This window comes from Chryseobacterium sp. II3a, from assembly GCF_057815135.1.
Genome location: NZ_JBYPZJ010000008.1, coordinates 21247 through 39343, shown reverse-complemented (window position 1 = coordinate 39343; position 18097 = coordinate 21247). Strand labels below are relative to the sequence as shown.

9 protein-coding genes are annotated in these 18097 nt (G+C 35.1%); 4 read left to right on the top strand and 5 right to left on the bottom strand.

Annotation, left to right across the window (positions count from 1 at the left end; all coding sequences use genetic code 11):
* The first annotated feature begins 308 nt into the window (after positions 1–308).
* The gene (locus AC3HD6_RS17615) at positions 309–3221 is read left to right on the top strand and encodes a M16 family metallopeptidase (RefSeq protein ID WP_488897520.1); all 2913 of its coding nucleotides are present in this window, start codon (positions 309–311) and stop codon (positions 3219–3221) included.
* Between the two features lie 572 nt (positions 3222–3793).
* On the opposite strand, the gene AC3HD6_RS17610 is transcribed toward AC3HD6_RS17615, so the two are convergent.
* The 5 genes from AC3HD6_RS17610 to AC3HD6_RS17590 are packed head-to-tail and all read right to left on the bottom strand — an operon-like array spanning position 3794 to position 10427.
* Entirely contained in the window at positions 3794–4237 is a 444-nt protein-coding gene (locus AC3HD6_RS17610) for a hotdog family protein (RefSeq protein ID WP_488897519.1), read from the bottom strand.
* A 6-nt stretch (positions 4238–4243) separates the two neighbouring features.
* Positions 4244–4675: a hotdog family protein gene (locus AC3HD6_RS17605; protein ID WP_488897518.1), complete on the bottom strand. Its 432-nt coding sequence runs from the start codon at positions 4673–4675 to the stop codon at positions 4244–4246.
* Positions 4675–5814, bottom strand: a complete 1140-nt coding sequence (darB, locus tag AC3HD6_RS17600) for a dialkylresorcinol biosynthesis protein DarB (protein WP_488897517.1) — start codon at positions 5812–5814, stop codon at positions 4675–4677. Before darB ends, AC3HD6_RS17605 begins: the two co-directional genes overlap by 1 nt.
* Position 5815: 1 nt before the next feature.
* Complete coding sequence (locus AC3HD6_RS17595; RefSeq protein WP_488897516.1) at positions 5816–6730, bottom strand: dialkylresorcinol condensing enzyme DarA; 915 nt, start codon at positions 6728–6730, stop codon at positions 5816–5818.
* A gap of 43 nt (positions 6731–6773) precedes the next feature.
* Positions 6774–10427 carry an MMPL family transporter gene (locus tag AC3HD6_RS17590; protein WP_488897515.1) on the bottom strand — a complete coding sequence of 1218 codons (3654 nt, stop codon included), beginning with the start codon at positions 10425–10427 and terminating at the stop codon, positions 6774–6776.
* Between the two features lie 192 nt (positions 10428–10619).
* Here AC3HD6_RS17590 and AC3HD6_RS17585 point away from each other — a divergent pair, with 192 nt between their 5' ends.
* The 3 genes from AC3HD6_RS17585 to AC3HD6_RS17575 all read left to right on the top strand — a co-directional run bounded on the left by AC3HD6_RS17585 (position 10620) and on the right by AC3HD6_RS17575 (position 18036).
* Positions 10620–11624: a hypothetical protein gene (locus tag AC3HD6_RS17585; protein ID WP_488897514.1), complete on the top strand. Its 1005-nt coding sequence runs from the start codon at positions 10620–10622 to the stop codon at positions 11622–11624.
* A gap of 98 nt (positions 11625–11722) precedes the next feature.
* Positions 11723–12868 carry a hypothetical protein gene (locus AC3HD6_RS17580; protein ID WP_488897513.1) on the top strand — a complete coding sequence of 382 codons (1146 nt, stop codon included), beginning with the start codon at positions 11723–11725 and terminating at the stop codon, positions 12866–12868.
* 587 nt (positions 12869–13455) lie between these two features.
* Positions 13456–18036 carry a T9SS type A sorting domain-containing protein gene (locus tag AC3HD6_RS17575; RefSeq protein ID WP_488897512.1) on the top strand — a complete coding sequence of 1527 codons (4581 nt, stop codon included), beginning with the start codon at positions 13456–13458 and terminating at the stop codon, positions 18034–18036.
* The last annotated feature ends 61 nt before the right edge of the window (positions 18037–18097 follow it).

Here is an 18097-nt window from a genome sequence, read left to right as displayed (position 1 = left end):
TGAATAGAAAATTTTTGTGAAATAATGACTGTATAAGGTTTTTTCATTTATATTTTCATAATAAGGCTCATGATTATATTTCTCCGTTTGAATAAGGGGATACTGATGGATATCTTTTCCCTTGCCTCGTAGTATTACAAATAATCTTTGTTTTCCTCAATTTTTAATTCAGATATGTTTAACTATTTTGATGTAATGAAATCTTAAAGAATACTGTTAATACTTATGATGGGAAGGCTGTAACAAGTAAGTCCTATGATAAGACTAATGGATTAGAAATTTGATTATAAAATTATTAAATAACCACTATGAAGAAATTTTTTATTTCTGTTTCGCTTTTCTGCATGCTTAGTGCTATGGCTCAGAAATTCGATACTCAAAAACTAACAGATGCCCAAGGGTATACGTATGAAACGGTAAAAAATGACCGTTCCGGGGTAAGAGTTTATACCCTGAAAAACGGACTAAAGGTTTATCTCGCTAAAAATGAAGATGCCCCAAGAATCCAGACTTATATTCCGGTAAGAACAGGATCTAATAACGATCCAAGTGATAATACGGGATTGGCTCACTACTTAGAGCATATGGTTTTCAAAGGAACTTCAAAACTGGGAACTCAGGACTGGGCAAAAGAAAAAGCTTTGTTACAGCAGATTTCTGATCTTTATGAGCAGCATAAAGCGGAAAAGGATCCAGCAAAGAAAAAGGAATTGTATAAAAAGATTGATGAGGTATCTCAGGAAGCTTCAAAATATGCAATTGCTAATGAATATGATAAAGCTATTTCTTCACTGGGAGCAACAGGAACGAACGCTCATACCTGGTTGGATGAAACAGTTTACAAAAACAATATTCCATCTAATGAACTTGAAAAATGGTTAAGAGTTGAAAAGGAACGTTTCTCAGAATTAGTACTTCGTCTTTTCCACACAGAACTAGAAGCGGTGTATGAAGAATACAACAGAGCGCAGGATAATGATGGCCGTTTGGTAAACTATGCTTTGATGGAAGCTCTTTTCCCAAAACACCCGAACGGACAGCAAACAACTATCGGTACTTCTGAGCATCTGAAAAGTCCTTCAATGGTAGCAATTCACAAGTATTTTGATACGTATTATGTGCCTAATAATATGGCTGTAGTATTGGTTGGAGATCTTGATTTTGATAAAACTATAAAATTAGTTGATCAATATTTCGGAGCTTTCAAATATAAGGAGCTTCCGATGAAAAAAATGGTAACAGAAGAGCCCATGACTCAGATTGTTTCCAGAACAGTAAAAAGTCCGTCTACACCAAGAATGACGATGGCGTGGAGAACAGATTCTTATGGAAGCCAGGAGGCTAGATTAGCAGATGTTGTTGCAGAGATTTTAAGCAATAGAGGAGATGCTGGTTTGATTGACCTTAATATTAATCAAAAACAGAAAACGTTAGGTGCAGGAGCTTATGAATCTCCATTCAAAATGTATGGAACATTTGCATTAGTAGTAACTCCTAAGGATGGACAAAGCTTTGATGAGGCTAAAAGGTTATTGCTGGATCAGCTCGATCTGGTTAAAAAAGGACAGTTCCCGGACTGGATGCTGAAAGCCATCGTCAACGATAAAAAGGTTCAGCGCATGAAAGGCTGGGAAACTGCTGATGGTTTGGCTACCGAGCTTTATGATTCCTATATCAAAGGAAGAAGCTGGGAGCAGGAACTGGATGAGATCAATCAGTACGAAAAGATCACTAAAGCGGATGTGGTAAAATTCGCAAATGAGTTCTTTAAGGATAACTATGTAGTTGTTTACAAAGAAAAAGGAGTGAATGATAAACTTGTTCGTGTAGAGAACCCGGGAATTACTCCTATTAAGCTGAACAGAGAGGCTCAATCTCCTTTCCTTAAAGATATTTTAAATACAAAGGTTACTGAAATTAAGCCTGAATTTGTGGATTATAAAACAGTGATCCAGACTTCAAAGGTAAAAGATAAAACGGTAAGCTTTGTAAAGAATAAATACAATGAGATTGCCCAGGTAAGCTATGTTTTCCCTTTCGGAACAGATCATGATAAAGAACTTTCTTTAGCGGGAACACTTTTCGAATACCTTGGAACAGATCAATATACTCCGGAGCAATTGAAGGAAGAATTTTATAAGTTAGGAATCTCTTACAGTTTCAGAACTTCTAATGATCAAACTATCGTTACTTTATCAGGACTTGAAAGTAATATGAAGAAAGGAGTGGAGTTAATGAATCACTGGATGACGAACGTAAAAGCAGATAAAGCGATTTACAGCCAAACTGTAAAAACGATTCTTGAAGCCAGAGAAGTTGCCAAAAAAGATAAAGTAAAAATTATGGGAGCGCTTTCCAACTATGCAAAATATGGGAAAGACTCAAGAATGACAGATGTTATTTCTAAAGCTCGTCTGGAAAGCATTGATGCTGCAGAATTAATGAAAAAGATCAAAACACTGAACCAATATCCTTACGAGGTTCTTCTTTATGGACAGGATCAAGCGGGAATGGAAAAAGCTGTACAGCCTTATATTGTAAACGCGAGTCTGCAACCTGCAAAAGCTAAGGAATATGCAGAGCCTGCAACAACAGGAAAAGTATATTTCACGAATTATGATATGGTACAGATGGAAATGGCAAAAGTAGCTAAAGGAAGCACTGTAAACCTAAGCAACTTCGGAAAGTCTAATGTATTCAATGAATATTTCGGAAGAGGATTATCATCTATTGTTTTCCAGGAAATCAGAGAAAGTAAGTCTTTAGCATATTCTGCCTATGTTTCTTATGCAAATGCTTCAGAAAAAGGGCATGCTAACTATATCACTAATTATATAGGGACACAGGCGAATAAACTTCCTTTGGCAGTCAATGCAATGAGCGATCTGATGGCTGAGCTGCCACAGATCCCAACACAGTTTGAAAATGCAAGAGGTTCTGCATTAAAGCAAATTGCATCTAACAGAATCAACAGGACTAATATCTTCTTCAGCCAGCTAGCCCTTAAAAAGCTAGGTGTTGATTATGATCTTAGAAAAGATACTTACGCTGAAATTCAAAGTTTGACACTGCCTCAACTGACAGGATTCTATAATACAGAAGTGAAACCTGTACAATACAATACAGCAATCATCGGTAAGAAAGAAAATCTGAATATGGAATCTATCAACAAGATGGGAACATTCCAGGAGGTATCGCTTGAAGAGATCTTCGGATACTAATATTTTAGTTTTAATAATAGGTAAAGTGGAGCAGAAATGTTCCACTTTTTGTTTAAATATGATACTTGCCTGATAGTGAATGTTCCACAGGTTTATGGAATGTTTCACGTGAAATATGCTGTTATTTAAACACAGATGTCACCAATAATTCCACCAATATTCACAAGGTTCTGTGATGTTTTTGACGGTTGTTACTTTTAACGCAAGGTTCGCGGAAGGGGTATTGATTGTGGATATTTCTCGCTCGCAAAGGCGTTTCACTCACCCATGGGAGAGTGTGATAAGATCAGTGGTTTTAAATTCAATAGAGGTGGGCTTTAGCCCACCTAAATAAATCATAAAATTCATCTGGCTTTAGCCAAAACCTAATGATGGATACAGTAATTTCCCACGTAAAAATAATTAGCAGCCTTAGCTAAGTGAAACGCCTTAGCGAACTTTAAAACAATAAGAATAAACATTTCCTTGGCGATCATAGCGTTAAAAATAACAACATCCAATTTATGTAATCATCAAAAAAACAAAAAAGCTGTACAAAACGCACAGCTTTTATAGTCTTTTTTCTTTCTTTTTTACGATTTTACCTCCTGAATAAACAGGTTTATCTCTGCTCTGATCAACAATTCTTCGTTGTTGAAGGTTTCGCAGAAAATATGGCAGATATTTTCAAACTGGGAAATCAGTGATGCTTTTGAAATGATTTTGTCATTTACTTTGGGAAGTCCGAAGATCTCAATCTTTTTGATATTGGTGATAAAGCCTATCACTTTGGTATCTGCTTCCGGATTTTCAAAGAAGCTTTGTCCAAGGATGGATGAGCAGGTCTGTGCCAGGTTTTCAATTAATCCGGCTTCTGCCAATTCATTGTTATGTACAAAGATATTGTCTTCTTTTATTTCAAAGGAAGTCACTACTTTTTCTTGGGTCAGCTCCAGAATATAGTCTGCCATCAGCATCGGTTCACGATGAGGTAAAAAGTTGTGGATATTGATGATATTTTCTTCCCTGATTTCCATTACAAGTTATTTTACAGCAGTTTTCATTTGAGATTTTGCAATCACTTCACCATTTAATTTGGTAACGATGTCTACAAGGGTTACTCCCATTACTTCATTGAGGATGGTTACCTCAGATTTCAGTTGATCTCCAATTCTAGGCAACATTTCAGCTTCAAAGGATTTAATGGCTCCGATGTATCCTGTAGGGGCATCTTTTCCAAGCAGATAATACTTGTACCCTGTGTGAAGTGCTACACTTTGTGCCTGATGCTCTATCAGCCCTGATGCCTGAAAAAAACCATCCTGAATGAAAAGATTATCTTCTTTTACTTCAAATCCTGAAATAAGGTGGCTTTCTGAATATTCTGATAACTCGTGTACCATTACAAATGGTGCACGCTGTGGAATAAGACTTTGTACAAAATCTTTATCGGATGATGGCAGTCTGTTTTCCATTAGCAGACTGTTAATAGTGAACAAGAATAAGCGAATCTTCCACTCTCAGGAACACAAAGAAGTATTTTTTCTCCTTTTTTCAATGTTCCGGAGTTCATCAGCTCTTCTAATGCTACGAAAATAGATCCGGCACCGATATTTCCAATATCAGAAAGGTTATAGAACCATTTTTCAGCAGGGAAATCCATTCCTTTTTTAGCGAATTCATCTTTCAGTCCATCTTTGAAATAGCCTGAAGAGATGTGAGCCAATACATGGTCAATTTTTTCAGGATCCAGATGATGTTTGTCAAAAGAAGCTCTTAAGCTTTCCGCACCTTTTACCAGGATATATTTATCAAGAATTTTAGTGTCTTGTTTGATGGCAAAAATAGAGTCTTTCAACCATGAATCAGAGGGATAATCTGCCCATGATTTTAAGCTTCCGTCTTCCTGCTTTTCACATCCGGCATACATACAGGCTTCGATCTCGTGAGCATAAGAATAGAAATCAATAAATTCCACTCTTAAAGAAATTCCGTTTTCTCTGGGTTTATTTTCTAATAAGAAAGCACCTGCTCCGTCAGAAAGCATCCATCTAAGGAATTCTCTTTTGAAAGCAATGATGGGTCTTTCTTCCAATAATTTTAAGTTTTCCGCTTCATGGTTGAATTTATCGGCTGTCATCCATGCAGACATTCTTTCAGAACCTGCGCATACAGCACTTTCCTGTACTCCGGCTCTTACAGAAAGAAAGCCATAGTTAAGAGCATTCATTCCTGAATTACAAAGTCCGGTTGCAGTATTGATCTCAATAGATTTACCAATATTCAGCTCACCGTGGACCATAGAAGCGTGTGAAGGCTGAATCTGATCCGGAGAAGTGGTTCCTACAGATAACAACTTCATATCCTTCTTTTTGAAATTCTCATCAAAAAGTCCTTCAATGGCCTTTGCCGTAAGCTGAGCATTGGTATGTGTAGGATTTCCTTCTTTATCTAAAGCGTAATATCTTGTGGTGATTTTATTATTTCTTAAAATAAGTGATCTGGCTTTAGAAGGTGCGTCATTGATAAGCCCCAGATATGTTTCCATTTCATCATTTGCTACCGGTGCATTGGGTAAAAATTTTGAAGCTTTTGTTATAAATACGTCGTACATTCTATTTTAAATTAATTCCTTGTAAATATCTTTTTTGTTTTTGTCTTTTAAACCAAAATATAGGGGTTGTAAGCAGGTGTAACACCAAAACGACAGGTGAGATGATCCATATCGCAGCCATCAAATATACCTTAAAGAATTTTACCAGCAATGGACGTTTCTCTTTTTTCTTGATAATCAGATGAGACCATACTGTGAAAATCTTGTTCCCTACCTTTTCTACACGCACTAAAAACGGACGAATTTCAATGGCACCATTTTTTACAAGATCCGGTTGTAAATTTTCCAGATGATTGTTTTTAAAATGCTTTTCAATGATCTCGCCATATTTTACAGAGCCTATAATTTCTTCATCTGAAACTCCTGCAGCAGGAAGCATACCTGATTTTTCCTTTTGGCCTGTTGTCAGCCATCGAAGAATAGTCAAAACACTGGTGTAGTTGTCATGTCTGTCTACCAAAGCAATGTTTCCAACAAGTTGGGCTTTAAGATCTCTTAAATATACTTTCAGTTTTTCCTGAGAAAGCATCCACATGTTTCGGGTTCCGGAAATAGTGACTACTGGAGTGTCTTTTAAGATCTGCTCTGCATAGCCGCTCTTTAAAAATGAAATAATCGGGATTGATGGTGTGAGATACCATACCTGATATCCGAACAAGATGAGGTCATATTTTTTGTTCAGTATTTCTTCTGAAGGGGTTACAATTTCCTTGGGTATTTGTAAATAAGACTCCGGAAAGGTGTTGAAAAAAACATCACTTTGCCAAGGAAAAGGGAAGTCCTCCTTTAATTTAATATTATAATAGGTAACATTATATTCTTCCTTTTGCGCTTCAAAAGGCTTGGCAATATTTTTCACAATATCCTCCAGTTGACCGGTTTGAGAATAATATATGACAAGTATATTTTTTTTCATGGAATCTTTTTTAGCGTTTACAAAAATATGTTTTTCATATGTATTATTTAGTTTTAAATACTTTTAATGAGTCAGAACTAAATTCTAATATATAATTTTTATTTTCTATTTCCGTTTTTGTGGTATTGATAAAAATAATCGTCTCAGGGAGATTCTTACTATTATTGATGTCAAAATAGTCATCCGAAACCAAAAGAACATCAATGTTTTTAGTGACTTCAGATAGTTCCTTTATATAGTTTATCTTTCTTCTTTTTACAAGATAATTATGTTCAGCTATGATTCGCTTTTCGTCATTTCTGATCCATGAGAATATTCTTCGGCTGGCCTGATAGAGCGTCAATAGAACATCTTTTTGACCAAAATCATCAGCAATATGCAGGATGTTGGCATCTGTGGCAATATGTTTATTCAGTTCAAAGTAAACGGATTTATGGGTGTTAAAATCTTTTTTTACTTCTGTTACTACTTCATTATCCTTATATAAATAACTTAAGAATAATTGCTTTTTAAAATAATTCTCATCTTCAGTTTCTTCTCTCAGCTTAGCAAATTCCTCTCGATAGTAAGCATTGATCTTTTTTGTTCTTTCAGAATAATTTTTACCATAACTAAGATCATCTTTACTGATTCTATCTCCTACTTTTACAGTAATGCTTCCATCATAGATAATGAAGTCACCTTTTGGCAGCACTTCAGAATTTCCATGAATATATAAAGGAAGAACATCCAGCTCAAATTGTTCTGCAAGATAAAAAGCTCCTTTATGAAATCTTTTTACGTCATTGGTATAAGAACGTTCCGCTTCAGGGAAGACAACAAGAGAATATCCCTGAGCAATTTTTTCCTTCAATTTATCCATTCCGTTTTCAATACCTTGAGAAACCGGATAAAAGCCCAATGCTCTTACCAATTTTCCGAAGACTGGAGATTGGTACACCCAATCATTTACTAAATAAATGATTTTATGGGTTGCCATTGCAATAGCCAGGGTGTCCAGGAAAGAAGTATGATTGGCAATAATGACTGCCGGTTTGCCGAAGTCTTCTTTTGGGTTTTCAATGACCTTCTTCTTTACAAATGGATTAGAATACAGAACAGAAGTTAAAAACTTAGCTAAAATAAGTTTAATTATATTCAGTGTTTTACCCTTTGAATTTTTCACAAAGAAGCTTCCTATGGCTGAAAATACCATTCCTCCAAGCCCATAATATAAAAAGGAAAACACGGATACAATAAAAAGCCGGAATGTTATAGGCGAAAGTCCTTTTTTTGCTCTGTTGGTAATCAATAATCTGAACCAGAACGGATATAGGGTAGAAGTAATGATAATCACTGAGAACATTCCGATCAATGCTACCAAAGCTAATGAATGTAAAGCCGGATGTTTAGCGAAAATTAAAGAACCAATAGATAAAATGGTTGTAAATACTGCTAGTATTATGGATGTTCTGTAAGTAGGAAGCTCATTTTTTCCTGTAGTATGTTCTTTTTGCATCGCCTGGGTAAGGAAAATGCTGAAATCATCCCCAACACCGAAAACTAAAGTACAAACTACTGTGCTGAAAATATTTAATTCTAATCCTAAGAAATATAAAATTCCGGCGGTTACTACTCCTGTCAGAACAATAGGGAACATGGTAAGAACCGTTAATTCAAAATTTCTGAAGAAGACAATAATGGTTAAAATAATCGCAAGAAGAGAATAATTAATCAGCGTATTGAAATCTCTTTTTAATAAGCCTAAAAAGTTTTCATTCATCTGCTGGCGGTCAATAGCAATGGCATCATGCTTCTTTTCAATATCTTTAATGAACGCATCTCTTTTATTTTCATCTACCTTCACTACATTAGAAACCGTGTAAAAGCCGTTTTCATTGCTCATGAATTCCGAAATCTGGAGCGCTTTTACTTTTTCATAATCCTTGATGTCTAATGTGGAATAATTCTTATTTAAAATCTCATTGAAATTGTCAAAGGCGGAGCTGTTGAATCCAAACTTATTTCCATGGGTGATAAGCTCAGAAACGGTTTGGTGTTTTTTATTGTCATTCCAGAAATTTTTCCATTCTTCGATTTTCTTTTGCTGATCTTTTTCAGACAGAACAATACTTCCGATAGAATTATAACTAAGGATTTTACCCTCTTTTTTTTCCTTTTCAAGGAAGGTATTTAATTGAGAGTTTCTGGCTAGCGCCTGCTCTTCAGAATTCCCATAAGAAATCGTATAAATGGATTTTGAAGTGATATCCGACAGTTTCTGAAGCTTAGCCTCACTGATCTTCATTTCTTTCGGAATATAGTTCAGATCCCCTATGTCTTCATTAAAACCTACATGTCTGAACCCAAATAAACAAGCCAAAATAATGATGGAACATCCAATAATTAAAGGTTTGTTTTTCTCATAAGGATAAGAACCTATTTTATCTATGAAATTGGTATTAAGCTTTTCTTTATTAGGCTTTGGTTTATACAGCTGAGGAACAATAATCAATGCAGTAATGGAAGAGAGAATAACCGTGATGGCGGCGAAAAGTCCCAGATCTTTTAAGGCTTCGGAACGTACAAATACCAGGCATAAAAAAGAGACTGCTGTAGTAGCACTACTCAAAATAATTGGCTGGGTGATTTCCTTGTAAAGCTCCTCAATATTGTTGTTGTGCTTATAATGGGTAAGAATATGCAGGGCATAATCTATGGTGATCCCAATAAGAATAGCTCCTACACTTAATGAAATAGCAGAAATTTTATCCTTAATAAAATATAAAACCAGTAATGCCAGTAAAACAGAAAATACTGTAGGAAGAAATACAATAATTGGTGTGAAGAAGTTTCTGAAATAATAGATCAACAGCACCAAAAGTACTGTCATAGAAATCACAACTGTATTCTGGATGTCTTTTTTGATCTGCTTGGCATTGGCCACCGCTATAACCGGAGAGCCGAAATAGCTGATTTCTGTTTTTCCTTTGAACTGTTTATTGAGATTATCTTTTATCGTATTAAGCTGGTCAATAAAAACTTCATTGGCTTTTGTATCGTTACTTTTATTTTTAGGTTCAATGAACAGCAAGAGGTTTTTACCGTCTTTGGTTACGATATAACTGTCTTCCAGTTTAAAATCCTTGCTGATATTTAAAGCATTTAATTTTTTGATTCCTAAAAAGGTCAGTCCAAGAGGATCTTTTTTAATAAATTCTTTGGTGACAAGACTGGTAGGGGAAACCAATGAAATATAATTATTCTCTACCTGTTTGGCAATACTGTCTTTTTCGAGTTTGTTTTCAATTTCCTTATAATCATTTTCATTAAGAAATAAAGGCAGGTTCTGATTCACGAAATCAAAGGTTTCAGAAATTTCATTATCATTTACTTTTCCCTGGATAGAACCAATATATTTTTGCAAAGGCTCTGTTTTTTGTAAAAAAGTATCTGCTGTTTCGGAAAGCTGAAAACTGTCTTCACCAGATTTATTTTCAATGATCACAATAATCTTGTCGGAAAAATTAAGCTGTTTAAGTACCTTAGCCGTAAGATCTGATTTTTCATTTTTAGGGATGATCTGATTAATATCTTCCTCAAAATTAATCTTTGAAGCAAAAAAAAGGCATAAAAGGGCAATCCCTAAAGTTGTACAAACAGAAAGGATTTTGTTCCTGGAAATCAGATGATATAAAAATATAAAAAAGCGATGCATTGCATTTGGGTCAAGTCTGCAAATTTAAATTTTTAAGAATTACATCAAAATAGTTAGGGAGAAGTTTTGGCTGAAAATCAATAAAATATTCTGAATGGAATGAAAATTATTCTACTTTTGTACAAGTTCCCTTTTGATGAAATGTATTTTAAACCAAAATTATTATTAAAAAAATAAGAATCTGTTTTTGATATGTCGATAAAAAATGATGAAAAAATAAATGGGTTTTTATTTGTAACCGTACTTCCGTTTTTGCTGTTTGCGATGTCCTATTACGGCTTCGAGTCTTCCTATGTAAGGTTGAAAACGATGGAGAAAGCACCGGATTTTATGTTCTCTTCTGTATATGCTTATAGAGTAATTCCCAATTATCTGAGTGTACACGTCACAGAATTAGTGACTTTCATTGTGAATAATTATGTTCCTTTTCTCAAAAATTTTCTTTTAAAACAAGGAACACTGTTTTATCATAGCATTTTTCTGATTAACAGTTTCTTTTTTGTATTGTCTTCGGTTGTTTTGCATTCGCTTCTTAAGCTAAATCTTACAGGAGATGCATTACATTTGAATATCAGAAGAATGATTCATTTGGTAGCTGTATTCTTTATCGTCATTGTTCAGTATGTTCCTACCAATTGTGATTGTATAGCGATCTTCTTTTATCTTTTAGGAGCATTGCTTACTTTGAAATATCTGCAGAATAGAAAGCCTCTGGACTTTATTCTTTTATGTGCGGTAGTATTTATTTCTACGCTCGCAAGAGAAACTTCGTGCCTGAATATTTCTTTTTTTGCGGCAATGTGCATTGATTTTGAAAAATTGAAAAAGAAGGATTTTACTTTCATTAAAGAAATTATCTTTTTGGTGATTGCTTTTATAGTGCCTTATGCAGGACTTAGAATGATGATTCACCAGAACGTATCTTTTGTGGAAGGAATTTATTTTTGGGATAATTTCAGCAGTCCTTTTAACTTAAGTGGTCTTTTGTTTGGATTGATCAGTATATATTTCAGTTACTTGCTGTGTAACGATAAAGGAAAAATATTCATCAGGAAATATCTGTTCTTTTCCATTCCTTACCTGATAATGATTGCGATGGTGGGGCTTTTCTGGGAAACAAGATTGTTTTTACCATTAATTCTTACAGGTATTGTGACGGCTGCCCATCAGTTTAAAAATTTCATACCCAACCCATAATATCCTTTTTTGTAATTACAGTTTAAAATTTTTATATTAAATTGGTTACTAATTGAATATGATAATTAAGTTTGATGATCTAGAGTATATTAAGTTCGATGAAAAAAACGCTGGAAGGATTTAAATCAGGGTGGTATCTTATAGCAGTTACGATTCTTTGCTTATTTAAAATTGGATTTGCCTATTATGCATGTAATGGGTTTGCTTTCGCGGACTGGTTGATTAATTATCAGGATGGAGGATTTAAAAGAAGAGGGTTATTAGGAACTGTTTTTGTCTTTTTTTATGACTCATTCTCCATCAAATTACAATATTCTGTTTTTGTAGTTCAGGCGATCGTTTATATTCTGTTTTTTTATATTCTGTCACTATTATTTAAATTAAAACAGACAAATATTATAGACATTTTCCTATTTCTTACACCATTCTGTCTATGGGGATTTTTTTCTGATGCAGCAATTGGTTCCAGAAAAGACGGGATCTTATGGCTGCTTTTTGTACTATATGCTTATTTTTTAGCAAAAAATAAATTATCCGGATTTAGAGAGAACATATTATTGATTTCATTCTCTTTATCCGTTTTTATTCATGAAAGTTTTATTTTTTATACCCCCTATTTTTTATTGATCCTATTTCTTCATAACAGGAGATTAGATATTCAGAAGACTCTTAAAATCGTACTGGCCTTTTTCATTCCGGCTGTATTTATTTTCTTTATGGGAAGTATGAATCCGGATTATCAGCACACCCTTCAGCTTGTTAATGAATGCGGGATCAATTTACAGGATGATAACATTTTTCAATGGAAAGAAACCGAGCTGATTAAAACAAAATATTATCTGGAACATCTGAATACAATCAGTCTTTATGCAGTGAGCTTTACCATACAGCTATTGTTTATCCTGTATTATATTTTTATTCTTAAGAAGGAGGAAATTTCTAATAAAAAGCTCCTGCTAATCGCTTTTTTTACATGTATTATACTTACTATTCCTCTGTTTCTAATTGCGATTGATGTAGGAAGATGGCTGTATAATCACTTTATTCTCTTCTTTATCATCCTTATTTTCCAGCTTCCTGAGAGAAAAGGGGAGATGAAGCTGATAGACAATTCTTTATTGAATTATAAAAATATGATGTTCGTAGCTGCTGTTCTTGTGGCTGACTTTGTTTATCGTGTTCCATCTTATGAATTAGGCATTGACATGGGATTGCCTCTAAAGCTTTTTTTGAAACTTTTTTAAAAAAATAACCGGACTTAATCTCATAAGATGATCAGTGTATATTTCAAATTAAAAATATAGCTTTTTATAATTAATATAAGCTGGAAAAAATGAATATATAAAACACTTAATATTATTCATTTTATTTTTTAATGATAATGGATATTTTTATATGTTTTTTCTTTTAATAACGTTTATTGTGTTATAAAATATCTATTTTTTTATTTATGATTCTATTTTTCTCAAAAATATAATTTCTCTATTTTGGGATTTTTTTCTTTTTTTTTGATAACTTTGTTAAAAATTTAAAGATAGTTATATCTGGAATTTTTAAGGGTTTGTACAGCACATAACCAGAAAACTAAAACATGTAATCGTGAAAAAGATTACGTTCTACCTATTTGTAGATTCCTTTGTTCACTTCCTCTGAAATTTATTCATAAGAATCCGATTTAATATACCCTGTTTTCCGGATAATACATTTACGATCCTGGCTTTTGTTGACAAGGTCTGGGTTGGGATAGTGCTTTGAATTCTATTTGATTTTCAAAGCATTATATGGGTTATACGTTCGTTTTACCTTCTAAACACTTTTTAATTCCATCGGTATGAAAAAAAGATTCACCTTAAAGATTTTTGCTGTAATATTTTGTATTGCAGTATCTCATACCTGGGCGAGGGCGGCTTCTGTCCCCAAACCTGATGAGACCAGTACGAGATTCAAGCATAGGGCAGCTTTACCGCCAAGTACCTATGATCTGGATCCGCTTATTATCATTTCACAGAATGTGAATGAGAAGGGATTGGTAGTTATGAAAGGAAACTTTCAAAAACCCGCTACCGCAGGAGATGTAAAAGTTACCATTAAGTACAAAGATGCCCAGAACAACTGGGTTTCTATATGGTGCAAAACTTTTGCAGGTAATTATGACTATGATGAAGATCTTACGGCTAATTTCGAGCTGCCACAATCAGCTTTGGCTTCACATTCCTTGAAAATCGAATTAAGTTCGAATGAGACGGTAACCAATTGGTCCTCTGTTTCATGGAATAAGTCAGTAAGCCATTACAGACAATCTGATTATATCTATGGAAACTGTGATCTGGATGAAAACCAGTACACCATTCTGTTTACCCCTAAAAAGAATGGAACTGTTGTGTACAATCCAAATGGGTCTGTTGCCGGGGTAAAAGATAGGGTAACTTCCCAGCATCTGGCGAGAAAGCTGGATAATATTGTTTTGTCTTTTCAGGGAAGAGCGGTATTAGATAATTCTAATGCCAATTCACCATTGGTTAACATTACAAACCCAAATAACCTTTCTACGATAGCCAGTTCACAGAAATATATTTATCAGAACAGTGATACCAGTCCTTTCGAGTTCTCTTATCATGATCCGGTATATATGTTTGCAGGAAGATTTTCCAATGAAAGTTTCTTTATTAACTTCAGCAATTGGTTTTTACTACCGTCTGAAGGAGGAGAGGATTTAGGCAGAGGATATCTGAATTTTACCAAGCCCAATACTCTTGTGAACCGATATTATAACCTTTATAACTATATCGATGAAAAATTGGGAGATGTTTTTGCCAATCAGCAGCCTGTTGTTATTGTGATCAGCAAGGTTACCGGATTAAGAGTTTATAAAGCCAATGGACAATTTATTTCCCTTTCTGCGATAAGCAACTACAATACAACGGATGATTTTGGGTATCCCCCTCTTAATGGCAAGCAGCGAGGTCCTGGTTCTGAGAATTTTTCATTAAGCAATACTTCCCAGGCATCATTGTATGGGGTGGGAGCGATCAGAAACAGAAAAGTGATCAATAGCTGGAACGGTCCGTCAAGGCCTTTGATGGATATCGAAAGTGAGATCAACAAATTTATAAAATATGTAGGGATTTTTAACAATCCAATTACAGAGGAATGTCCCGTTTCCTGCTTTACCATCAATTCAGGCGCCGTATCTGATTTTGCAGATTGGGCAAAAGCACCCAACAGTTATATCTTTACGGGTAAGGATAAGAAAACCAACGCTGATGTGGATGGTCTTTATATCCCTGTAAAAAAAGCCTATAAAATGTGGAACTCTAACCCGCTTATGGGTGGAAGTCCTATTCCTTCCGGTACTGTAACAGCAGATGTGTATTGGGAAGATATCCATGGATTGATAAAATCCGGAGACAATTACAGTTTAGAGATTATCGGATCCGGAGAGGATGCAAAAATAAAAGTTCCGATTAACAAAACGAAAGAAGGAAATGCCGTCATTGCCTACAAGGTAAACGGAGAAATTTTCTGGTCCTGGCATGTCTGGGTTACGGATGATCCTACCAATGGTTCAACCTACAAGAGTTTTGATGGGGTAAAAAGACAAAGGACTGATGGGACAGTGGAATTAATCCCTAATTCAGACTGGGGATGGATGGATAGAAACCTTGGTGCTTTAAGCAATACCATCACCGGAACAGAATATAACAAAAACGGAGGTCTGCTGTATCAATGGGGAAGAAAAGACCCAATTCCTCCATTGGCGTATAAAGGAAATGATTTTTATGAAGCTTCAGGATCTGTAGGAAGAATAAGACACAGACAATCCAGAAATATGGCTAATGGCTCTCAGAAGATTGATAACTTAATTAAACTGGTAACATTGTCAAATGCTACTGTTCCTAATAATATCCGTTTATCCATTAAAAATCCATTAAGCTTAATTTATGTGAACAAAGATGACAATTCAGGACAGGCTGTTTATAACAATAATACAATTCTTCAGGTAAACTGGTTTGGTAATTCTGCTACATTGCCTCCGAATAGATTAAGTGAACTAAACTTATGGTCTGATAACTCAAAAGGCTTTATTACAAACGGAGATTTGAGTAATGACAACAGTGCAAATCCATATAGGGATAAATCATCTTTTGATCCATGTCCTAACGGATGGAGAATCCCTTCCGTCTTGGTTGCCAATTTAGGGAATACAAGCTACATTGATAATGTTAGGGTAGATTTCAGCCCGTTTGGTATTAAGAATAATATCTCCATCAATACTTTTGAAGCCAATAAGTATCAGATCATTAAACCCAATGATAATAATACTCCATCTTATATGAAGGGATTCAAGATATACAACAATGTGGGGGTAGATCTTAGTAATGTAGGCGGAAATAATATGGGAATATTTCCTGGTACTGGAATGCTTGTAAGAAATTACCATGAAGGGCAGTATACCGATCAGCATGAAACCTATTTATGGACAGCAACAATGACGCGGTTTTTCGATGCAACACCTTCCGTTTCAGCTAGAAATCTCCGTATAATTCCTGATAGGGAGCAGCCGGATACTCCAGATCCTTCCTTACCTTCCATCACCGGAAGATATCAGTATTATCCTTTAACTGGGGGAGTAACTTCTGCCGCTCATGGATGCAGATGTATTAAAGATCCTTTATATGAAGTTAACAATTATAACTTCCCTACCGAGTTCTTTAATAATGCTGTGGAATATGCTGAAGGATTAAATAATCCGAATTCTTATACCCTTGTTAAAAGCACAGTAGAGTCTACCATTCAGATCCCAATCAGTAAAGCATTCTCTGCTCAGAGCAAGCTGCTTAATAATCCTGATATTCTGAATCCAGCGAATTTCAACAATTTGAAAGTTAATGTATTGTGGTCTACAGCTACCGGCTTAATCAGTAATATTGCCCTTTCTAATCCTGCTCCCACTTCATTAGCAGATATTTCCAACACGAATATCAATGTTAAGATTGCACCTAACCAATCAGGGAATGCTGTTGTTACCCTGCATAATGGAAGTATTACCAATCCTGTTTACTGGAGCTGGCATATCTGGGTAACCAATACCCCAATCAGTTCTGCTACTTATGTAACAGAATTGCCTAACCAGGCAGCTGTTAATTACATCAATTACATCAAGCCGGGTGAAGTAATCAAAACAGAAATAATGGATAGAGACCTCGGCGCTAACCAGGCTATTGCAGAAGACAATAAAACGGTTACTACCGGAGGGTTGCATTTCCAATGGGGTAGAAAAGATCCGCTGCCTGTTTTCGTGAATGCTAACAGGAACTCAGTTCCAGTTTATTTAGGAATGGTACAGGCTAATGGCAGTGTTACTTATACTACCTTGTCTGCTACAACCTATTATTCAGACTCTTATCTTAAAAAGTATCCTGATTATTCTGTACAGGCCAATGTATTGGCAACAGATAAAGTGGCAGATAAAATAAGCAAAGTTTTATCTTATTCCGTTAAAAATCCTATGACTTTTATGGTTCCTAATATGACCACGAAATCAGCAGATACTAACCACACCAATGGGGCAGACTGGTTGGCAAATGAACCCAACCTTGCTCCGGAAAGATGGGGGAGAGGGGGTAAAAAGTCTCCTTTCGATCCTTGTCCGGAAGGATGGAGGATTCCTGATTTAACCGGAGTCTCCAATACAAACGTAGGAGCAACTCCTTTTTATAAACCTGCCACCGGAGTTAGTATTCCTAATAATTATGGGGGGACAAGAATTAACAGAAATCCTTACAGTTCCGCAGCTATTGCCTATTTTTTTGGCGATGCAGCTTATAATATTGGAAGTTTTGCCAATTTAGGAGTACGAGGAGGTAGAAATACCATAGAAGCCACTCCTGCAGCTCCGGATTTCAATGCTATTGATTACGTTTATGGAGGTTTCTGGCTAGGGGCTTTAGGTTCCAATTATACCGGAAGAGCATTAAGAACAGAGATACAGTATGCTGGAAATTATATATTTCCGTTTAGTAGTAATGCCGATCCCTATTTTGCGCAGAACTGCCGTTGTGTTAAAGTAAAATATGATGAAAATGGAAATGAATTAGGCCCTATTCCTAAATTGCAGATTACCTCATTGTCTGCGGCTAAAGCGATTAATGTTTTAGCAAAATCAATTATTGAGGACAAAATAACCCGAAATAAACTTGAGGTATTCCCTAATCCTGTGAAAAACATATTGTATATCAAAGGTAATGACAGAGTGAAAGAATATTATTATCAGATCTATAATATGTCTGGCCAGATGATAAAATCTGGTAAGTTTGAAAACGAACAGACAGATCTTTCATCTTTATTATCGGGAGCATATTTAGTAAGAATCAATAATTCTGAAACCATAGTGAAAATTATCAAAGAATAATATAAGTGAATATGAAATCACCATGATTCCATACCACCTTTAAAAACAATAATAATTTTCA

Excerpts from the sequence above, each read along its gene's own strand:
- AC3HD6_RS17615 (WP_488897520.1), top strand. The coding sequence starts at position 309 with ATGAAGAAATTTTTTATTTCTGTTTCGCTTTTCTGCATGCTTAGTGCT.
- AC3HD6_RS17610 (WP_488897519.1), bottom strand. The coding sequence starts at position 4,237 with ATGGAAATCAGGGAAGAAAATATCATCAATATCCACAACTTTTTACCT.
- AC3HD6_RS17605 (WP_488897518.1), bottom strand. The coding sequence starts at position 4,675 with ATGGAAAACAGACTGCCATCATCCGATAAAGATTTTGTACAAAGTCTT.
- darB (WP_488897517.1), bottom strand. The coding sequence starts at position 5,814 with ATGTACGACGTATTTATAACAAAAGCTTCAAAATTTTTACCCAATGCA.
- AC3HD6_RS17595 (WP_488897516.1), bottom strand. The coding sequence starts at position 6,730 with ATGAAAAAAAATATACTTGTCATATATTATTCTCAAACCGGTCAACTG.
- AC3HD6_RS17590 (WP_488897515.1), bottom strand. The coding sequence starts at position 10,427 with ATGCATCGCTTTTTTATATTTTTATATCATCTGATTTCCAGGAACAAA.
- AC3HD6_RS17585 (WP_488897514.1), top strand. The coding sequence starts at position 10,620 with ATGTCGATAAAAAATGATGAAAAAATAAATGGGTTTTTATTTGTAACC.
- AC3HD6_RS17580 (WP_488897513.1), top strand. The coding sequence starts at position 11,723 with ATGAAAAAAACGCTGGAAGGATTTAAATCAGGGTGGTATCTTATAGCA.
- AC3HD6_RS17575 (WP_488897512.1), top strand. The coding sequence starts at position 13,456 with ATGAAAAAAAGATTCACCTTAAAGATTTTTGCTGTAATATTTTGTATT.